Source organism: Bradyrhizobium sp. URHC0002 (genome assembly GCF_054059515.1).
In genome coordinates this window covers 8,138,983-8,155,090 of record NZ_JBSSCF010000001.1, presented here as the reverse complement: position 1 = coordinate 8,155,090, position 16,108 = coordinate 8,138,983, and the positions used below count along the sequence as shown (strand labels likewise).

Annotated in this window: 17 protein-coding genes; 11 read left to right on the top strand and 6 right to left on the bottom strand. The window is 59.7% G+C overall.

The genetic code is table 11. The features are described 5' to 3' along the window. Window positions 1–3: 3 nt before the first annotated feature. Window positions 4–159 (bottom strand): hypothetical protein, encoded by a 156-nt coding sequence (locus tag ACVWVY_RS39290; RefSeq protein WP_456631413.1) that lies wholly within the window; start codon window positions 157–159, stop codon window positions 4–6. Between the two features lie 1,530 nt (window positions 160–1,689). Here ACVWVY_RS39290 and ACVWVY_RS39285 point away from each other — a divergent pair. The 8 genes from ACVWVY_RS39285 (at window position 1,690) to ACVWVY_RS39250 (ending at window position 8,372) form a co-directional block, all read left to right on the top strand. Then, window positions 1,690–2,256: a sensor histidine kinase gene (locus ACVWVY_RS39285; RefSeq protein ID WP_456631412.1), complete on the top strand. Its 567-nt coding sequence runs from the start codon at window positions 1,690–1,692 to the stop codon at window positions 2,254–2,256. A 485-nt stretch (window positions 2,257–2,741) separates the two neighbouring features. After that, window positions 2,742–3,515 carry a heme ABC transporter permease gene (locus tag ACVWVY_RS39280; protein WP_456631411.1) on the top strand — a complete coding sequence of 258 codons (774 nt, stop codon included), beginning with the start codon at window positions 2,742–2,744 and terminating at the stop codon, window positions 3,513–3,515. Between the two features lie 7 nt (window positions 3,516–3,522). Further along, window positions 3,523–3,672: a heme exporter protein CcmD gene (ccmD, locus tag ACVWVY_RS39275; protein WP_063623380.1), complete on the top strand. Its 150-nt coding sequence runs from the start codon at window positions 3,523–3,525 to the stop codon at window positions 3,670–3,672. Then, a complete protein-coding gene (locus ACVWVY_RS39270; protein ID WP_456631410.1) occupies window positions 3,669–4,292 on the top strand; it encodes a DsbE family thiol:disulfide interchange protein in 624 nt (207 codons plus the stop codon). The genes ccmD and ACVWVY_RS39270 overlap by 4 nt, the downstream gene beginning before the upstream one ends. A gap of 212 nt (window positions 4,293–4,504) precedes the next feature. Beyond that, window positions 4,505–5,386, top strand: coding sequence for a c-type cytochrome biogenesis protein CcmI (ccmI, locus tag ACVWVY_RS39265; RefSeq protein ID WP_456631409.1), 882 nt, complete (start codon window positions 4,505–4,507; stop codon window positions 5,384–5,386). 11 nt (window positions 5,387–5,397) lie between these two features. Further along, window positions 5,398–5,853 carry a cytochrome c maturation protein CcmE gene (ccmE, locus tag ACVWVY_RS39260; RefSeq protein ID WP_456631408.1) on the top strand — a complete coding sequence of 152 codons (456 nt, stop codon included), beginning with the start codon at window positions 5,398–5,400 and terminating at the stop codon, window positions 5,851–5,853. 42 nt (window positions 5,854–5,895) lie between these two features. Further along, the gene (locus ACVWVY_RS39255; RefSeq protein WP_456631407.1) at window positions 5,896–7,893 is read left to right on the top strand and encodes a heme lyase CcmF/NrfE family subunit; all 1,998 of its coding nucleotides are present in this window, start codon (window positions 5,896–5,898) and stop codon (window positions 7,891–7,893) included. Further along, window positions 7,890–8,372 carry a cytochrome c-type biogenesis protein gene (locus ACVWVY_RS39250; protein ID WP_456631406.1) on the top strand — a complete coding sequence of 161 codons (483 nt, stop codon included), beginning with the start codon at window positions 7,890–7,892 and terminating at the stop codon, window positions 8,370–8,372. Before ACVWVY_RS39255 ends, ACVWVY_RS39250 begins: the two co-directional genes overlap by 4 nt. A gap of 172 nt (window positions 8,373–8,544) precedes the next feature. Here the strand turns inward: ACVWVY_RS39250 and ccmB are convergent, their stop codons facing one another. The 5 genes from ccmB to ACVWVY_RS39225 all read right to left on the bottom strand — a co-directional run bounded on the left by ccmB (window position 8,545) and on the right by ACVWVY_RS39225 (window position 12,859). After that, window positions 8,545–9,216: a heme exporter protein CcmB gene (gene ccmB, locus ACVWVY_RS39245; RefSeq protein ID WP_456632432.1), complete on the bottom strand. Its 672-nt coding sequence runs from the start codon at window positions 9,214–9,216 to the stop codon at window positions 8,545–8,547. Between the two features lie 127 nt (window positions 9,217–9,343). Continuing rightward, window positions 9,344–9,970, bottom strand: a complete 627-nt coding sequence (gene ccmA / locus ACVWVY_RS39240) for a heme ABC exporter ATP-binding protein CcmA (protein WP_456631405.1) — start codon at window positions 9,968–9,970, stop codon at window positions 9,344–9,346. A gap of 295 nt (window positions 9,971–10,265) precedes the next feature. Further along, a complete protein-coding gene (hemA, locus tag ACVWVY_RS39235; RefSeq protein WP_456632431.1) occupies window positions 10,266–11,516 on the bottom strand; it encodes a 5-aminolevulinate synthase in 1,251 nt (416 codons plus the stop codon). A 580-nt stretch (window positions 11,517–12,096) separates the two neighbouring features. Continuing rightward, a complete protein-coding gene (locus ACVWVY_RS39230; protein ID WP_456631404.1) occupies window positions 12,097–12,351 on the bottom strand; it encodes a transposase in 255 nt (84 codons plus the stop codon). A 28-nt stretch (window positions 12,352–12,379) separates the two neighbouring features. Continuing rightward, on the bottom strand, window positions 12,380–12,859 hold the full coding sequence (locus ACVWVY_RS39225) for a transposase (RefSeq protein WP_456631403.1): 480 nt from the start codon (window positions 12,857–12,859) through the stop codon (window positions 12,380–12,382). Window positions 12,860–13,376: 517 nt separating this feature from the next. Here ACVWVY_RS39225 and ACVWVY_RS39220 point away from each other — a divergent pair. The 3 genes from ACVWVY_RS39220 (at window position 13,377) to ACVWVY_RS39210 (ending at window position 15,782) form a co-directional block, all read left to right on the top strand. Then, the gene (locus ACVWVY_RS39220) at window positions 13,377–14,015 is read left to right on the top strand and encodes a cytochrome P460 family protein (RefSeq protein ID WP_456631402.1); all 639 of its coding nucleotides are present in this window, start codon (window positions 13,377–13,379) and stop codon (window positions 14,013–14,015) included. A 9-nt stretch (window positions 14,016–14,024) separates the two neighbouring features. Continuing rightward, the gene (locus tag ACVWVY_RS39215; RefSeq protein WP_456631401.1) at window positions 14,025–14,621 is read left to right on the top strand and encodes a cytochrome P460 family protein; all 597 of its coding nucleotides are present in this window, start codon (window positions 14,025–14,027) and stop codon (window positions 14,619–14,621) included. Window positions 14,622–14,687: 66 nt separating this feature from the next. Continuing rightward, the gene (locus ACVWVY_RS39210) at window positions 14,688–15,782 is read left to right on the top strand and encodes a DUF7482 domain-containing protein (RefSeq protein ID WP_456631400.1); all 1,095 of its coding nucleotides are present in this window, start codon (window positions 14,688–14,690) and stop codon (window positions 15,780–15,782) included. Window positions 15,783–16,108: the final 326 nt, after the last annotated feature.

The following is a 16,108-nucleotide window of genomic DNA, read 5'->3' as shown; positions in this document are numbered from 1 at the left end:
TTGTTAAAGCAGACCATGTGTTCGAGCGTTGGCGCCCACCGAGGTAATCGCCATCACGCTCTTGGCTTCGAGATCGTCGCCGTCGGCGATCAGTTTCCGTTGATCCTTCGAGATAGCGATGTCGTCGGGTGCCGAGGTCGACCAGACCGTTTTTGGCAAGTGCGTCCGTGAGCCGAAACGACAGCGGATCAAGGCGCAACGCACCCTCGGCCAGCGTGGCCCCTGCCCAATTCAGTACGGTCCTCCGCGATCGGTCGCATACATCCGCCCCCTCTCGTCGAGCTGACGAAGTTGTTCTCTCCACGTTATTCCTCCAACTCTGGCGTCGGCCGACCCAACCGAGGTTGTGTGCCACGGCACAGCGGCCTTAAACGCATACTGCGAATTAGTTGGAGGATGTCGCCGCCGCCGGATAAAGGGAAATACCCTGTGACTATTTATCCAATAACCATTTATCATAGACCTTAATTCAGACGCGATCGCATCGCGGCAGGCCTTGCCTGCTGCGGCTGCCGTCATCACCTCGCCGTATCTTCAATCGGCGTTCTGGCCATCGGGGCGTATCCCTGCACTTGGCGAAAGGCACGGAGTGCAGCGAGCCTACGCTTACAACACCAAGTCGCTGCGTGACCGCGAGATGTTGATTGCGGCCCAGGCGGAGCAGAGCTACGAACGATTCGTGTCGAAATGGAAACCGCGGCGACCAAAAGCCGGCGCGCGGGCGCCTCAGCTTTATTCACGGCAATGCATGCGCCTCTATTGGCACCCGATCGTATCAGGTTCTCGGCGTAGCCACCGCCGGTCAAGTGATAGTGCAGCTCTGCTCCCTTCGGCGTTGCTTCAAGAAGCGCGCGAAGCTTCGGAGGAGATAGGACCGCCTCATCGAAGTGCATTTTTGCGGCCGAGCGTGGCTCTTTCGAATAACCGGGCGGTTGATCAACCATGAAGATAAAGCGATCGGTAAGCCGACCGCCCAAAGGAATCGTCGCATTTCATTCCTCCGTCGACCTGCGTCGCGTATTAAGAGGCCTAGAGTTGATTTAGGTGAAGCGCCGCTTGAGGCGGGCTCTGGGAATAGCATGGGTCATGTGAATCCGACCTCAGTATCGAAGACGTGACGCAAAGATTTTAGGCTACCGCTGTAATTTGAGAGTTGCTGTTACCGCCCGATAACTAATCCTTATCGGTAGCATTCCCAATCTTCATTTCAGCATGTGCTCGCACTCTGGGATGATGACATCGCTGGATGCGAGACACTTCGCTCTCAGCGAAAAGTCCGACGAGACCGCTTGATCACCTGGAAACATTTCATGAGTCATCTTCGGCAATGATGCGTTCCGAAAAACCTGCGAGACCAAATTGGCGATGTCGATAAGTGTACAGGGCGAAAGAGTCGAGGAAGAGCAAGACGCGACCTTGGCTCTTATCGAGGCAAGAAGCCGAGAAGAACTCGCAAAGGCGCTCCTCGAACTGAAATGGAGATCTCCTGTATCGGGGAATCGTCATCGACGTTACAGAAAGGAAGGCCGCCGAGAGATTGTTTGCCGAAACTCAGGCCGAGCTTTCGAACGCTTTGCGCCTGGCGGCTTTGGGCGAGCTTGCCAGCTCGATTGTGCACGAGGTGAATCAACCAGTGAGCGCGCTGATAACCAGCGCGGAGGCCTGCCGCTGTCGGTGTAAAGATGTCCAATGGAGATATCCGAGGTGGTCGAAGCCGCTAACCAGGTTGTAAACAAAGGAAAGCGCGATGTTGCGTTCGTGGGTCGATTGGAAGTGCTGGCCAAGGGGGCGCGGGCGAACCTCAGATTCATCAGGATCGACGGCGTCATTTTGGAAGTATTAGGCATGTTGCGTGACGAGTTGGAGAAGTCATCCATTTCCGTGCGTGCCGATATCGATGAAGGGTTGCCGGAGCTGAGAGGAGATCGCCTGCAGCTACAGCAGGTTGTTTTCAACCTGCTGCGAAACGGCATCGATGCGATGAAGGATGTGCACGGCCGGGCGCGAAGACTGGAAATATCGTGCCGTGCCGACAACGTCGAAATGCTAACTGCATTTCGCCATTGCGGTGGTGGCTCAGGGACAAACACAAACGATATGAATCGTTTGTTCGATCCATTCCTCACCACAAGAGACGCCGAAATGAATTTAGGCCTATTCATAAGCCGGCGCATCATAGAGGCGCATCGAGGACGGATCTGGGCGGAAAGGAATGAGGATTGCGGTCTGACTATCTGGTTAGCGCTGCCGCTATGAGGATGGGCCAGGAGCGCTCAGGGCGCGCTGCAGTATTTCCATCTGCTTACGAAGCAGGAAGCTTGGGCCTCCCGGCTGCGAGCAACGCCACCGAGCGAAGCCGCTGCTTCGCCCGAAACACGTCTGGTTCATCCGCACAAAGCTTCAGGTGGAAGGTTAGCTTCGAGGCCGTGCTCGGTTCAATCTCGCCATCGACAGTAATCTCCCTGGCGCTCAACGCCCATCGTTCGCAGATGTCAAAAACGGTTAAGCCGGTCAGGCCATTCGACTGCGCTGATACGCGGCAAAGGGTTCCATTCGGATGCGCCAACGGCATCGAAACGATGACCGATTGTAATTGGCGAAGTTGCCGCGGTTGCGTTGTATTACGCAATAGGCACGTCACGTGCTTTGCTGATGAAGCAATTGGGCACTAGCTGTTGGCGACCAGTCTCGAAAGAGCTCTCAACCACATCCGGGGCTGTCGATTTCAGGAGATCGGAAACTTGAAGGTCAGTTTCATCGCCTACGCCAATCCCGCCAACTTTCTGCACATTGCCGCGAAGCTGCTGCCGTGGCTGTGGGGCTTGACGGCGTTAGCCTTTGCGCTCGGCCTCTTCGGTGCGTTCACGGCACCACCCGACTACCAGCAGGGCGGGATTGTGCGAATCATGTACATTCACGTTCCGGCCGCCTGGGTGGCGATGCTAGCCTATACGCTGATGGCGATCTCGGCGGTAGGCTCGTTGGTTTGGCGCCATCCGCTTGCGAATGCGGCGCAAAAGGCTGCCGGGCCGCTCGGTGCCGCCTTCACTTTTGTTTGCCTTGTCACCGGCTCCCTCTGGGGCAAGCCGATGTGGGGAACGTACTGGGTGTGGGACGCCCGGCTTACTTCCGTGCTGGTCCTTTTCCTGATCTATCTCGGTCTGATCGGGCTCTGGCAGACAATCGAGGACACCAGCAGGGCCGCGCGGGCTGCATCGATCATGACGCTGGTCGGGTTCATCAATATTCCTATCGTCAAATTTTCGGTCGACTGGTGGAATACCCTCCACCAGCCAGCCTCCGTGTTTCGGATTGAGGGCTCGGCGATCGCCGGCCCGATGCTTTGGCCACTGCTCGTCATGTCGCTTGCATACACGCTTCTATTCGCGACGCTCCACGTTATGGCGATCCGCAACGAAATCATGCGGCGCCGCGCTCAGCGGCTCGCGATCATGCTGGCGGCCGTCGGCGAATCCGCTGGGGCCCGAATGCAATCGGTCGAAGCGGTTTCCTGAGGGTCCGATGGCTCAGCATGGCGGGTTCATCGTGGCGGCTTATCTGGTGACGGGCACGATCCTGATCGGGACGATCGCGGCCGTCCTCTTCGACTATCGGCTTCAACTCCATGCGCTGGCTCGCCTTGCACCAGGCCGTCTTGGCAATCGCTCATGAACGACACTCCTCCCTCGAAATTCCTCTCGCCCGATGTCGCGGCCACTCGGCACCACTTGGTCCGCATTGTGGCGGCGGTCCCGATTCTGGTCTTCCTCGGAATTGCCGCACTGCTCGCGGTGCGGCTCGGTGTCGACAACCCGTCGCTCGTGCCTTCCGCCCTGATCGGCAGGCCGGTGCCGCAATTCGCGTTGGCGCCGCTTGAAGGGTTCGCCACGCCCGGGCCGCCCGGCCTGTCGACTGCCGACCTGAAGGCTGGACATGTGACGCTTGTGAACGTGTTTGCGTCCTGGTGCGTCGAATGTCATAACGAGCACGAGGCGCTCATGGCCTTGTCGCGCGAACCGGCGCTGCGGCAGCATGGGGTAAAGCTTACCGGCATCATCTACAAGGATGACCCAGGGAAGGCGCGGAGCTATCTCAATGCCAAGGGGAACCCGTTCGCACAGGTCGGCATTGATCCGTCCGGCAGGACCGGCATTGATTTCGGCGTCTATGGCGTCCCCGAGACCTACGTAGTCAAAGGAAATGGAACCATCGCCTACAAGCTGGTGGGCGGCATCTCGGACGCGACGCGTCCCGCTTTGATGGCGGCAATCGCAAGCGCGCAACCGCCATGACGGCTACCTTGCCAAGTCTCGATCCATATACAACAGGTCCAAAAAGTCTGAGCTTGCTTTTACGCGCGGCGTCACTGGCTTGCGCCACGGGCCGGCAATCGATCAGCTCGAAGGAGCTGCACTGCAGGAGCATTGGTCGTGGAGAATGGCGAACGTACCATGTTTTGCAAGGTCACGCGTTCGCGGAAGTCGGCGGTAAAGGACCTTGAGACATGCTTTGGCTTGCCTTCGCAATGATGACGGCCGCGGTCTCGCTGGCGCTGCTCCGGCCGCTCTCGGCGCGGCATGAAGAGCGTAACTCGCGCGCTTCTGACATCGCATTCTATCGAAGCCTATTGGTTGAAGCGGACGATGATGTCCGCCGAGGCTTGGTCGTGGCTGAGGATGCCGTGGCGGCGCGAGCCGAAATTGCGCGCCGGCTGCTCGCCTCCGTCGACTCCGTGCCGAAGGATCGGCCGCATGCATTGGCGCGACCGAGGCGCATCTGCGCCGTTCTGGCGGTTTTTGTGGTGCTGCCGTTTATCGCGCTGGCGCTTTATCTTAGGGTGGGCGCGCCTAACCAACTTGACATGCCAGCATCACGCCGGACGGGTGCGGAGGTCAACCCCACGGCTGTAATCCCCAAGATCGGAGCGAATCAGGCGGTCGACTCCAACGAAGGACACGGCTTCCAGGCGATTGCGGTCGAGCAAGACGGCAGCACAGAAAAAGCGGGCCAACTCTGGGAGGCGCAACGAGCGGTTTCGCGATCCGACGCGCCGTGGACGGATGCTGTACATCCGCATTTGGCTGCTGTTGCCGGAGCGCCGCAGCCGGGCGTGGAGGCCGCGCGGTCCGGCCTAGACAGGACTGGCGTTGCGGCGCCGCCTCCAGAGCAGAGGACAGAGGCGACCAGTGGGATGGTGGAGGGACTCGCTGAGAAGCTCGCGAAGGACGATCACGATCTCGACGGGTGGCTGCGATTGATGAGGGCCTACGCGCCCCTGTGTAAGCAAGAGAAGCTCGAGGAGGCCGTGCCAAATGCGCGGGCCAGGTATTCGGGCAACATGAAGCGTTGGCATCCGTTGATGGGCTCGTCAGACACGTCGGGCTGAAAGGATAAATTTTGGCAAGAAAGAAAAAGCGCCTCCTCCTCATCGGCGCGGCCGGCATAACTTTGGCGATCGCGATGAGTCTCGTACTCTTTGCGCTACGCGACAGCATCGTCTTCTTCTACGGGCCGACCGAAATGGCCGAAAAAGCGCCGCCGCTGGGAACCCGGCTGCGCATCGGCGGGCTGGTAGAGCAGGGCTCAGTGATCCATGAGGGGCCGTCGACCGTCACTTTCGCGGTGACCGACCTTAAGAAGCACATCAAGGTCATCTACACGGGATTGCTACCCGATCTCTTCCGGGAAGGGCAGGGTGTCGTGGCCGAGGGTACGGTGGAGGGCCCAGGCCTCTTTCATGCCGACACTGTGCTCGCCAAACATGACGAGCGCTACATGCCGAAAGACGTTGCCGACGGGCTCAAACGGCAGGGCATTTGGCGTGACGGCGAGAAATCCGCGCAGACACAATAGAGTTGCCGTTTATGGTTCACATCAGCCTCCAGGAGTGACAGCGTGATCGTCGAAACTGGACATTATGCGCTCGCCCTCGCCTTGGCGGTCGCCCTGCTGCAGTCGGTTCTGCCGATCTGGGGTACTCGCCGCGGCGATCTCGGGCTCGCCTCCATGGCGGTGCCTGCCGCGATCACCCAATTTGCGCTGGTGGCCTATGCCTTTGCGGCGCTGACCTACGCTCATGTGGTGTCCGACTTCAGTCTCGTAACGGTCGTTGAGAATTCGCTCACCACCAAGCCGCTCGTCTACAAGATCGCGGGCGTCTGGGGCAATCATGAAGGCTCTATGCTGCTCTGGGTTTTAATCCTGGCGATCTTCGGAGCCGCGGTGGCGAGCTTTGGCCGCGGCATGGCAGATGAACTGCGGGCCAATACGCTGGCGGTCCAGGGCTGGATTGCATTTGCCTTCCTGCTCTTCATTCTGCTCACATCCGACCCCTTCGCGCGCCGATTTCCTGCACCCTTCGAGGGGCAAGACCTCAATCCGTTGCTGCAGGACCCTGGCCTCGCGATCCATCCGCCGCTGCTCTATCTCGGCTATGTCGGCTTCTCGATTGTGTTCTCCTTCGCGGCGGCGGCGCTGATTAGCGGCCGCGTCGATGCCGCCTGGGCCCGATACATTCGACCATGGGCGCTGATCGCTTGGAGTTTCCTGACGCTCGGTATCGCGATGGGTTCCTACTGGGCCTATTACACCTTGGGCTGGGGTGGATTCTGGTTCTGGGACCCGGTCGAGAATGCCTCACTGATGCCCTGGCTCGCGGGCACGGCGTTGCTGCATTCTGCGGCCGTCATGGAAAAGAGAGACGCGCTCAAGATCTGGACCATCTTCCTCGCGATTCTCACCTTCTCGCTTTCGCTGCTGGGCACGTTCCTGGTCCGCTCGGGCGTGCTTACCTCGGTGCACTCCTTCGCCAGCGACCCATCACGCGGCCTCTTCATCCTCGCGATCCTTATCCTATTTATCGGCGGGTCGCTCGTTCTCTTCGTTTGGCGCGCTCCGGCCTTGCGACCCGGCGGCCTGTTCGCGCCTGTGTCTCGGGAAGGTGCGCTCGTGATCAACAACCTAATGCTGACCATCTGTTGCGCCATCGTCCTCACCGGTACCCTTTACCCTCTGGTGCTTGAGACCTTGACCGGCGACAAGATCTCAGTTGGCGCGCCTTTTTTCAATCTGACCTTCGGCCCGTTGGTCATCCCCATCCTGCTACTTATGCCGATCGGCCAGTCGCTTGCCTGGAAGCGCGGCGACTTTCTGGGCGCTGCGCAACGGGTGATGGTTGCGGCGGTGGCAGGCGTGGCCCTTTCACTAATTTTGGCGGCGGCCCTGCGTGGCGGCCCGGTCCTCGCCCCGATAGGTGTGGGCTTGGCGGTCTATCTGATCCTCGGATCGTCCAGCGAATTAGTGTCGCGGATCTGGGGCAAAGGGCAGGCCTGGCGGGCGACTTTGGCCCGCGCGACTGGGCTTCCGCGTTCGGCTTGGGGCACGGCTATCGCCCACGCGGGGCTCGGCGTGACATTGTTGGGGCTCGCCGCAACCGGTTGGGGCGTGGAGCGGATCGCGACGGTCAAGCCGGGGCAGACGGTCGATCTCGGACCGTATCAAGCCACCATAGTCAAGATTGAGGAGCGACAGGGTCCCAACTATTCCGAAACAGGGGTCCGTGCGATTATCAGCCAGGAAGGTTCGACGGTGACGACGATTGAACCGGCCAAGCGCACGTTTCCGGCGCGCCAGACTACGATAACAGAAGCCGGCATCGTGACCCTGGGTTTTGGGCAGGTCTACATCTCGCTCGGGGACCAGCACCCGGATGGTTCGATCGATGCCCACATCTTCTGGAAGCCGCTCGTTACGACAATCTGGATTGGTGCGATCGTGATGGCGTTCGGAGGAATTGTGTCATTGTCCGATCGGCGTCTCAGGATCGGCTTTGCGCGTCGCGCCATTCACGGCCGCTTCTCTGGCGATCCCGTAGCGCCGCAGCCCGCAGAATGACCGCGCTCCGTCGCTTTTTCATTCTTTTGGCCGTGTTCGCGGGGCTCGCGCCCGGTCTGGCGAGCGCAGTGCAGCCCGACGAGATCCTAGCCGATTCAAAGCTCGAAGCGCGCGCTCGGGGAATTTCCGCTGGGCTGCGCTGTCTTGTCTGTCAGAACCAGTCGATCGACGATTCGAACGCGGAGCTTGCGCGGGATCTCCGGCTACTGGTTCGCGAACGTCTGAAGGCGGGCGACAGCGATGCGCAGGTGCGCGATTTCCTGGTGCGGCGCTATGGAAATTTCATCCTGTTGAAACCGCCATTCGACTCGGAAACCGCCCTACTCTGGGGCACGCCGGCCCTCCTGTTTGCGGTAGGCGGGATCCCGCTTCTTCTCGGACTTCGCCGCCGCAGGGAGTACCCGCCGCCTGATCCGCTGAGCCAAGTCGAGTGCGACCGGCTGGCGTCGGTATTGAACGCCGATATTCCCTCTGATTGATTTTGGCATTAGTCGGATCGTTTATCTTGCGAGATGCACGTGCCGAGGCATTTCACCTCTTCGCTTCAAGCAGTGCCGTTAGTCGCATCGCGCCGCAGATAGTCTACATGTCGGAGCCGTTTCACTGACGTGATCCGGTTCGGAACGAACTTATTTCCATCGCTTGTATCCTTTATTCCCCAGCCCCGCGAAGCGCGGCAGCTGCAGCGATCGGGGCGAGCGCGAAGGACGCGAGACCAAGCGCGCAGAGGATCAGAAAGGGCGTTAGGAATGACACCGTGCCACTCGCCGCCGCCGAGGCCGCCGAGACGCTAAAGATCATCACCGGCACCGCCAGCGGTACGACGAGAATCGAGAGCAGAAGGCCGCCGCGTCGCAACGTGACGGTAAGGGCTGCGCCGATCGCGCCCAGAAAAGTTAAAGCTGGTGTGCCTACTAGCAGGCTCGCGGTCACTCCCCCGAGCGCCGGACCATCCAGGGCCAACATCAGGCCGAACAGGGGAGAGACGATCACCAGCGGCAGCCCCGTAACGCACCAGTGGGCTAGGCACTTTACCAGGACAACGAGTTCTAGAGGTGCCGGTGACAGAAGCATCTGGTCCAGCGAACCATCCTCGTGGTCGGCTTGAAACAACCGGTCAAGGCCTAGCAGGGTCGCCAGGAATGCTCCGAGCCACAGGATGGCCGGACCGATTCGCGATAGCAGGTTCAAGTCGGGTCCGATCGCGAAGGGCACGATCGTGACGAGACCGAGGAAGAAGATTATCGCGAGAGACCCTCCGCCGCCGATGCGGCGCGAGAGCACGAGATCGCGGTAAAAGACGGCAAGAAGAGTATCTGTCATGGCCTCCATCCGCCGCCGCCATAGCGGCGTGACCGTCTCCCTTGAAGAAAAGGATCGGCCCGGCCTTGTTTCTCGCTCCGGGGCGCATGGAAGCGGAGCAGGCGGGTAGGGCGCCACGGCACTGCCCTCATTGCGCCTCAAGCCTCAGTTCGCGGGTCCCTGGCAGACCGAGTGGTTCGTGGGTCGCCGCAAGCACCAAGCCGCCGCGTCCAAGATGATCGGCCACAATACCCATCAGCATGACACGTGCGGCCCGGTCGAGTGCGGTCAACGGCTCATCGAGCAGCCATAGAGGGCGGTCAGCGACCAGGAGCCGGGCCAAGGCGACGCGGCGGCGCTGACCTGCCGAAAGATAGCCTACCGGCAAGTCGACAACGTGGGCGAGCTCGACGCGGTCGAGCGCCTCCGGAGGGGGCAGCCGGGGCTGCCCTGAAAGGGTCAGACCGAATTGGAGGTTTTCGCGAGCGGTCAGCGCGGACTTCAACCCGTCGAGGTGACCCACGTAGTGGACGCGCTCTGCGAGAGGCGCCGGATCCTTGGCTCCCCACTCGTTCAACGACGCGCAGCCGGACGCTGGGGGTAAGAAGCCGGCGATCACACGCAGCAGGGTTGATTTGCCCACGCCATTGGAGCCCGTTACTTCGCCAAGCTGTCCGGCGTCCAGCCGTAACGATACGCCACGGAGTACTGTGCGCCCTCCGCGCATAACGCAGAGGTCCGCGACTAGGAGATGGCAGAATTGTGTGTGGCTCATTTTCGCTTTCAGTTAGCTATGCCCGCGCCGCTCGCTTTTTAGAACGCTCCTCTGCTTGCTTCTCGCTCGTCGCGGCGCAGCCGGAGTCCAGGTTGGCATCACGTCGAGAGAGACACCCGACTTCGCGACGGGCGCCAGACGTGACGCCACAGTTGGGCCGATGACCCCCACCCCTCGGATGGCGGAACTTCGGTGGCTCGGCCCAGCTCGCCCATTGGCCCAACCATCGGAGCGCCCTGTTCACGTGCGGCCGAGCGCCCCGCTGTCGAGGACCCAGCTCGCCTAGGGACACGGCTCAATCGAAAGCCAGAGTATCCCAGGTCTCGACGAGCGCGGCCGTTAGTTTCGCTATGTGTGTCGCTCCGTGGAAGGGCGAGGGCGTGATGCGCAGACGCTCCGTGCCGCGTGGGACAGTAGGGTAGTTGATCGGCTGGATGTAGATGGCGTGGCGCTCAAGCAGGTGATCGGCAGCCGCCTTGCACCGCTCTGCATCACCGACCATAACCGGCACGATGTGAGTGTCGGTGATGAGCACCGGCAGACCGGCGGCCTTGAGCGCGGCCTTCGTTGCGGCGGCCTGTCGCTGGTGTGCCTTGCGCTCGGCATTCGAGTACTTGAGATAGCGCACGGAAGTGAGGGCAGCGGCGGCAACCGCAGGCGGCAGGGCCGTGGTGAAGATGAAGCCCGAAGCGAAGCTGCGTACCGCATCGCAGATTGTCGGCGAGGCCGCTATGTAGCCCCCGATGCAGCCGAAGCCTTTGGCGAGGGTGCCCTCGATTACATCCACGCGATGCATCACTCCGTCGCGCTCGCTGATCCCGCCCCCGCGGGGGCCGTAAAGGCCGACCGCGTGGACCTCGTCGAGGTAAGTCATTGCGCCGTACTGATCCGCAAGGTCACAGATCCTGCCGATAGGTGCCACGTCGCCGTCCATGGAGTAGACGGACTCGAACACGATGAGCTTAGGACGGTCGCCCGCCTCGTGTAGCAACGCCTCAAGATGGCTATGATCGTTGTGGCGGAATATCCGCTTCTCGCAGCCCGATTGACGGATGCCTTCGATTATCGAGTTGTGGTTGAAGGCGTCGGACAGGATCAAGCAGTCCGGGATCAACTTGGCGATCGTCGAGATGCCGGCCTGGTTCGAGACGTAGCCCGAGGTGAAGACGAGGCTCGCCTCCTTGCCGTGCAAGTCGGCGAGCTCGCGTTCAAGGTCCACCAGTGGCGAGTTATTTCCCGCGATGTTGCGCGTGCCGCCCGCGCCGACGCCGCAGCAACGGGCAGTCTCGATCATCGCGGCCACGACCTCAGGGCGCTGCCCCATGCCGAGGTAGTCATTGGAGCACCAGACCGTGATCTCGGTGGTCATCCCGTCGGGCCGGCGCCACTTGGCGACCGGGAAGCGGCCAGAAATGCGCTCAATGTCGGTGAAAACACGGTAACGCCGCTCATCGTGCAGGCGATCGAGGGCCTCGCGGAAGTGGCGCTCGTACGCTTGCTCCGCGCCCTTCGTGTTCTCCGGCCCGGACGCGACCCTTGCGGGCAAGTACACGGCTGGCGCTCCTTGCTCCGACATAGCGCCCAAGCACGGACGTGCTTTGCCGGCACGCGCGCCAGTTTGAAGTCTCGCCAGCAATTCCGCCTCTATAACGTGATCTGCCATCTTTATCAGGCCCTAAAGCTGAAGCCCCCGGTTGTCCATGGCTCGTTATCTTTCAGGCCCTCTCGTCTCGCACAAGTTATTGTTTGTATGCCCTCTGATAATTGCCATGCGCGTCGGCTAAATGCGATCTTTGGTGTTAGGTTGAGAAGGCAAGTAGCGCGATTCCAGCGACCTCATGACAAGAATGCAGTTCGCTGCCTTGCGCTCGGTCGCAAGCACTTGCGCGGTCGGGTTTGTGGCGCGTCGGCAGTCCATCAGTTTGTCTAGCAGTCTGCTGAAAAAACCCGGTTTGGCGGCGGAGGCTGCACGCCGGTCAATTCCACTGGGTTCACACCATGGCGGTCGACCAGCTTGGCAAGTTCATAACCCCTTGAAATTGAAATTCGCGGGGAACAGCATCGGCTTTTCTCTTGTGGACGTAGCTCTGGTGATGCGGTCGATTGTTCGGGGTTGGTGGGCGGGCCTACGCTGGGACGAGTTTCGGAACGGGGATCAGGTTGTAGGCGATCAGGTTGAGCATGAAATCGGCTGCAACGCGGCAGATGACGCGATGTTTTGTTTTGCGCAGTGAGCCATGCTGCTTGCCCCAACCGAAGATGCATTCGATCATCGCCCGGCGCGATTGCGGTATGCCATAGCGTTGGTGGCGCCTGGTCCGTTCGTCGATGGCGCTCCGGCGGCTCTTGCCAGTTTTGGTGATGCCATTGTCCTGCGTCACGTGTGGCGTGACGTTGAGGCCTTGATTTTCAGCATCCCTTCCGAGGAACGACGCTCGGCGGTGCCGTTGGCGAGAGTGAGCATGGTGGCCCATGCCGGTTCTCGATGGTGGCGTGGCCCGTGTGGGAGAGCTTTGCATCCCGCCCGGCGCGCTTTGCGAAGGCGACGTCGGGATCACTAGTACTCGCATGAGTGTCGTTCTTGCGCTTCTGGCCGTGAAAGTTCGCGCCGTCGCCGTCATCGCTGCCGTCCTTGAGGCGCAAGTTCTTCTGTGAAGCACAGGCTTCAATCTGAGGATGGTTCTCGTTCATGAGCTTCGTAAACATGTTGCCGTTCTGCAGCCGCTCACGGTTCTTCGTGAAGCTGGTCGGGTCCCAGACCGGATCGTCCGGCGACAGCCTCACGGACCGGCAGTACAAGTGATTGTCCAATTGCTTCATCAGCTGTCGTTCCGACCGAATGCCGTAGAACGCCTGCACAGGAATTGCTCCGGAGGGATCGAGGGGCATCCTTCGTTCGAACAGCTCACCAAAGCTACGGTTCAGCTGCCCAGCGCATCACAGACAAGCGCCCGAATCTTTCTCAGGGGATGGTTCGGCGGCACCAACGTCTCGGCGAGATGTACGAAAGCAGCCGGCGCTGATCCACAAATGCGCCCTGCATACGAGCCTCCACCGATCGTGACAAAAAAGTGAATCAGAAAATTCTCGCTACAGCGAGGTATTTTTCAGCAGACTGCTAGTGAGTGCTGGACCAGGTGCACGCTCTCGACGTTAAGCGCAGAGATCGCCTCGTCGAGCTGCAAATTCACAATTGCCACCGCCTTGCGAGGCAACAAGGTGCCTGGCCAAGGCAGTATCGTGTCTCGAACGATAAACTGCCCGGGATCCGCATTCCCAATGGGCATCTGTTCGATGCCAACATTCGATTTTCGCGACGCGGGCACCTGGGTTAAATCTCGCCTTGCTGAGGAAGTCATTCTCATCGCCGCCGCGAGCGAATCGCGGTTTGACTGGAGAAAAAATCATGAAGCACACGGTGTCAGTATTACTTTCCAGCGTTCTTGCTGTCGGCGCGATCACAACGGCGGTATTCGCGCAGCAACCAAAGCTTCCTCCACCGGACGACTGGCATGCGACTGGGCGCTATCTTCCGGAATACACGAGTGATGGTGCTCTCGTGCTACCGAAAAACTTCCATGAATGGGTTTATGTTGGCTCGCCTCTGACACCAAACATATTGAACAATGGGAAAGCAAACTTTCCGGAATTCCACAATGTATACATCGAGCCGGGTTCCTATGAAATCTATAGGAAGACGGGCGTCTTCCCCGAAGGAACCATATTCGTAAAGGAGCTCCAACTTATGTTGCCCGCCGATCGTGCGGACGGCTCGAGGCTAGAGCCCTCTGGGCGCGGATTCTTTCCGGGGCCCTTTAACGGCGCCGATGTAACCGTCAAAGACACCAAACGGTACACCGAGACCAATGGCTGGGGTTACTACAACTTCAACCACTTCGAGCCGAAGGCCGCGACCGCCACAGTCAGGCCACTGGAGGAATGCGCGTATTGTCATATCGCTAGTGCTAAACGGGACGACGTATGGACGCAGTTTTATGGCCTGCTTGATAGCGTACCCGTCCCCGCCGACCAAAAAAAGAAGTAGGAGGCTGCGATGAAGATTCTCAGACCAACGATGGCGGCTTTGTCGGCGTCCATAATCGCAACGGGCATTGGATGCCTTGTCTCGCTGCCAGCGGGCAGTCAGGCCGGCTCTGCGCAGGCCCAGGCCAGCTCCGCGCAGGCCCAACTCGTCGATGCGGCAGGCAATATGCACATACCGGACAATTACCGCATCAACTATGAATACCTTGGAAGTTGGTCTGTCGCAGGCGATGAGAAGGGCGCGAAAGAGATGCACACCGTTTACGCCTCACCGGGAGCTGCGGAGGCTTATCGCGCCACGGGCAAGTTCCCTGATGGATCGGTCTTAGTAAAAGAGGTCCAGAGCACATCGACTGCAGTAATGACAACGGGCACCGTCAGTCATGTAGATCGTCTCAAGGGTTGGTTCATGATGGTGAAGGACAGCAAGAACAGCCACCCTGACAACAAGCTGTGGGGTAACGGCTGGGGCTGGTCCTGGTTTGATGCTGACAATAAGGTCAAGACCACCTCGAAGGATTTTCGTACTGATTGTCTGGGCTGCCACATTCCGGCCAAGGCGACGGATTGGATCTATGTCTCCGGTTATCCCGAGCTGAAGAAGTAGGCGCGAAATCGCCAAAAGTAGTGGTCTGGCCGAGGCCAGCTATCAACACCAGTGATCGGAGCGATCATGAAATCAAGCAAGCTCCTTGGAAAATATGTTTGCCAGTCGGTGATGGCCCTGTCTGTGTTCTTCCTCCTGATGGAGGGGAGTTCGGCGGCGGACACATCCACCGAAAAGAGAATCACCAAGCTGTTCCTCACCTCGGGCCAAGTCGATCTTGCGAGAGAAGTGGTAAGATTGCCGCTTCATCGCGGTCGCCTTTCCTCCGGAGAGACAGTTTGGTTCGTTCTCACCGACGTAAGCGATTTCGCCATTTCCAAGAAAATGGGCCTCACATGGGCGCCGAGCCTCAGTAAGGTAAAAGACCTCGCGAGCACGCGGATCGCAGAAATGGATGAGTCCAATAACTTCACCTTCAAATCGGGGCGGGTTGATTTCTCACCAGTTCAAACGTTGACGGCCGGAGAGACGCCAAACTTCTTTCCGCCTAGGTTGGCACGGGCCGGGTCTGTCGGGGATGCGCACTACAGCCCGTTGGTCCGGGTGGCAAACCGTAATGACATTGTTTTCAACGCCCCCATGATCGCCTTCAACGTCGGACCAGAGAAAATCTCGTTCTGCGGCGGCAATCCCGATTACTCGGTTGTGACCGATTCGGTGGCAAGCATCTGCCCTGACAATGGCACCGTCGACTTGAAGCTGCGCTTCGGATTTGCGGACGGCAAGCACCTGCGGTACCTCAGCTTCGACGCCAACTCCGAGGAATCAGCAGCACTCGAGGCGTCTACCTTTGCGCCTGCCGAAAGCGACATCCTCCAAAGCGGCGCGACGGAGATTATCTACACAATCGTAAATGGTCGGACCGGTCCGAAGGATCCTGAGCGCCAAGGGCTTAACAGCGCGCTCAGTGGCGAAGGCCCTTCACTCGACATTCTTGCGCATTTCAAGGAGATCAGTGCCGGATATTCACCGATGTGGGATGTCCAGTTGGCCGAGTGGACCAAAGAGACTATCGAAAAGAATCAACGAAAACTTATCACTGACGGTGACGACATTACAGCCAAGAGCGAAGCTGGCTTGTTGGTAAGCCCCGTCGGAGGTCCGGTTAAAACGACCGGAAATCTGGTGAATTGCCCAGTCGTGGGTTTCACCAACGAATGATTCTTCGACGAAGGAGATCGGCGCCAGCACCGTGAGTATTCAGGTGGATTCGAGCAACCTCACCGATCTCGACCGTGTCTACGATCGTATCAAGCAAGCCGCTCGGAAGTTCGGCGCGGTTTTGGCGAATGCGGGCGGAGGGTCCGTTCTTGCACTTGCGTTCATCCAATCCGACGACACGTTCGGCCGCAACGTGCAGTGTGTTCTGTCGCTCTCCGGAGGGCGCTGTCTGATCCCGCGTTTTGATAGGGCGTCCTTGTCCTCCGAATCAAAGGACGCACTATGGGCGAGGTTCTTCATCGAAGCGCCACGTCGACAGAGGCGAT

Coding starts and splice junctions, on each gene's coding strand:
- ACVWVY_RS39215 (WP_456631401.1), top strand. CDS start 14,025: ATGAAGATTCTCAGACCAACGATGGCGGCTTTGTCGGCGTCCATAATC.
- ccmA (WP_456631405.1), bottom strand. CDS start 9,970: ATGAGCCACACACAATTCTGCCATCTCCTAGTCGCGGACCTCTGCGTT.
- ccmI (WP_456631409.1), top strand. CDS start 4,505: ATGCTTTGGCTTGCCTTCGCAATGATGACGGCCGCGGTCTCGCTGGCG.
- ACVWVY_RS39270 (WP_456631410.1), top strand. CDS start 3,669: ATGAACGACACTCCTCCCTCGAAATTCCTCTCGCCCGATGTCGCGGCC.
- ACVWVY_RS39220 (WP_456631402.1), top strand. CDS start 13,377: ATGAAGCACACGGTGTCAGTATTACTTTCCAGCGTTCTTGCTGTCGGC.
- ACVWVY_RS39250 (WP_456631406.1), top strand. CDS start 7,890: ATGACCGCGCTCCGTCGCTTTTTCATTCTTTTGGCCGTGTTCGCGGGG.
- ACVWVY_RS39285 (WP_456631412.1), top strand. CDS start 1,690: ATGGAGATATCCGAGGTGGTCGAAGCCGCTAACCAGGTTGTAAACAAA.
- ACVWVY_RS39210 (WP_456631400.1), top strand. CDS start 14,688: ATGAAATCAAGCAAGCTCCTTGGAAAATATGTTTGCCAGTCGGTGATG.
- ACVWVY_RS39225 (WP_456631403.1), bottom strand. CDS start 12,859: ATGCCCCTCGATCCCTCCGGAGCAATTCCTGTGCAGGCGTTCTACGGC.
- ccmB (WP_456632432.1), bottom strand. CDS start 9,216: ATGACAGATACTCTTCTTGCCGTCTTTTACCGCGATCTCGTGCTCTCG.
- ccmD (WP_063623380.1), top strand. CDS start 3,523: ATGGCTCAGCATGGCGGGTTCATCGTGGCGGCTTATCTGGTGACGGGC.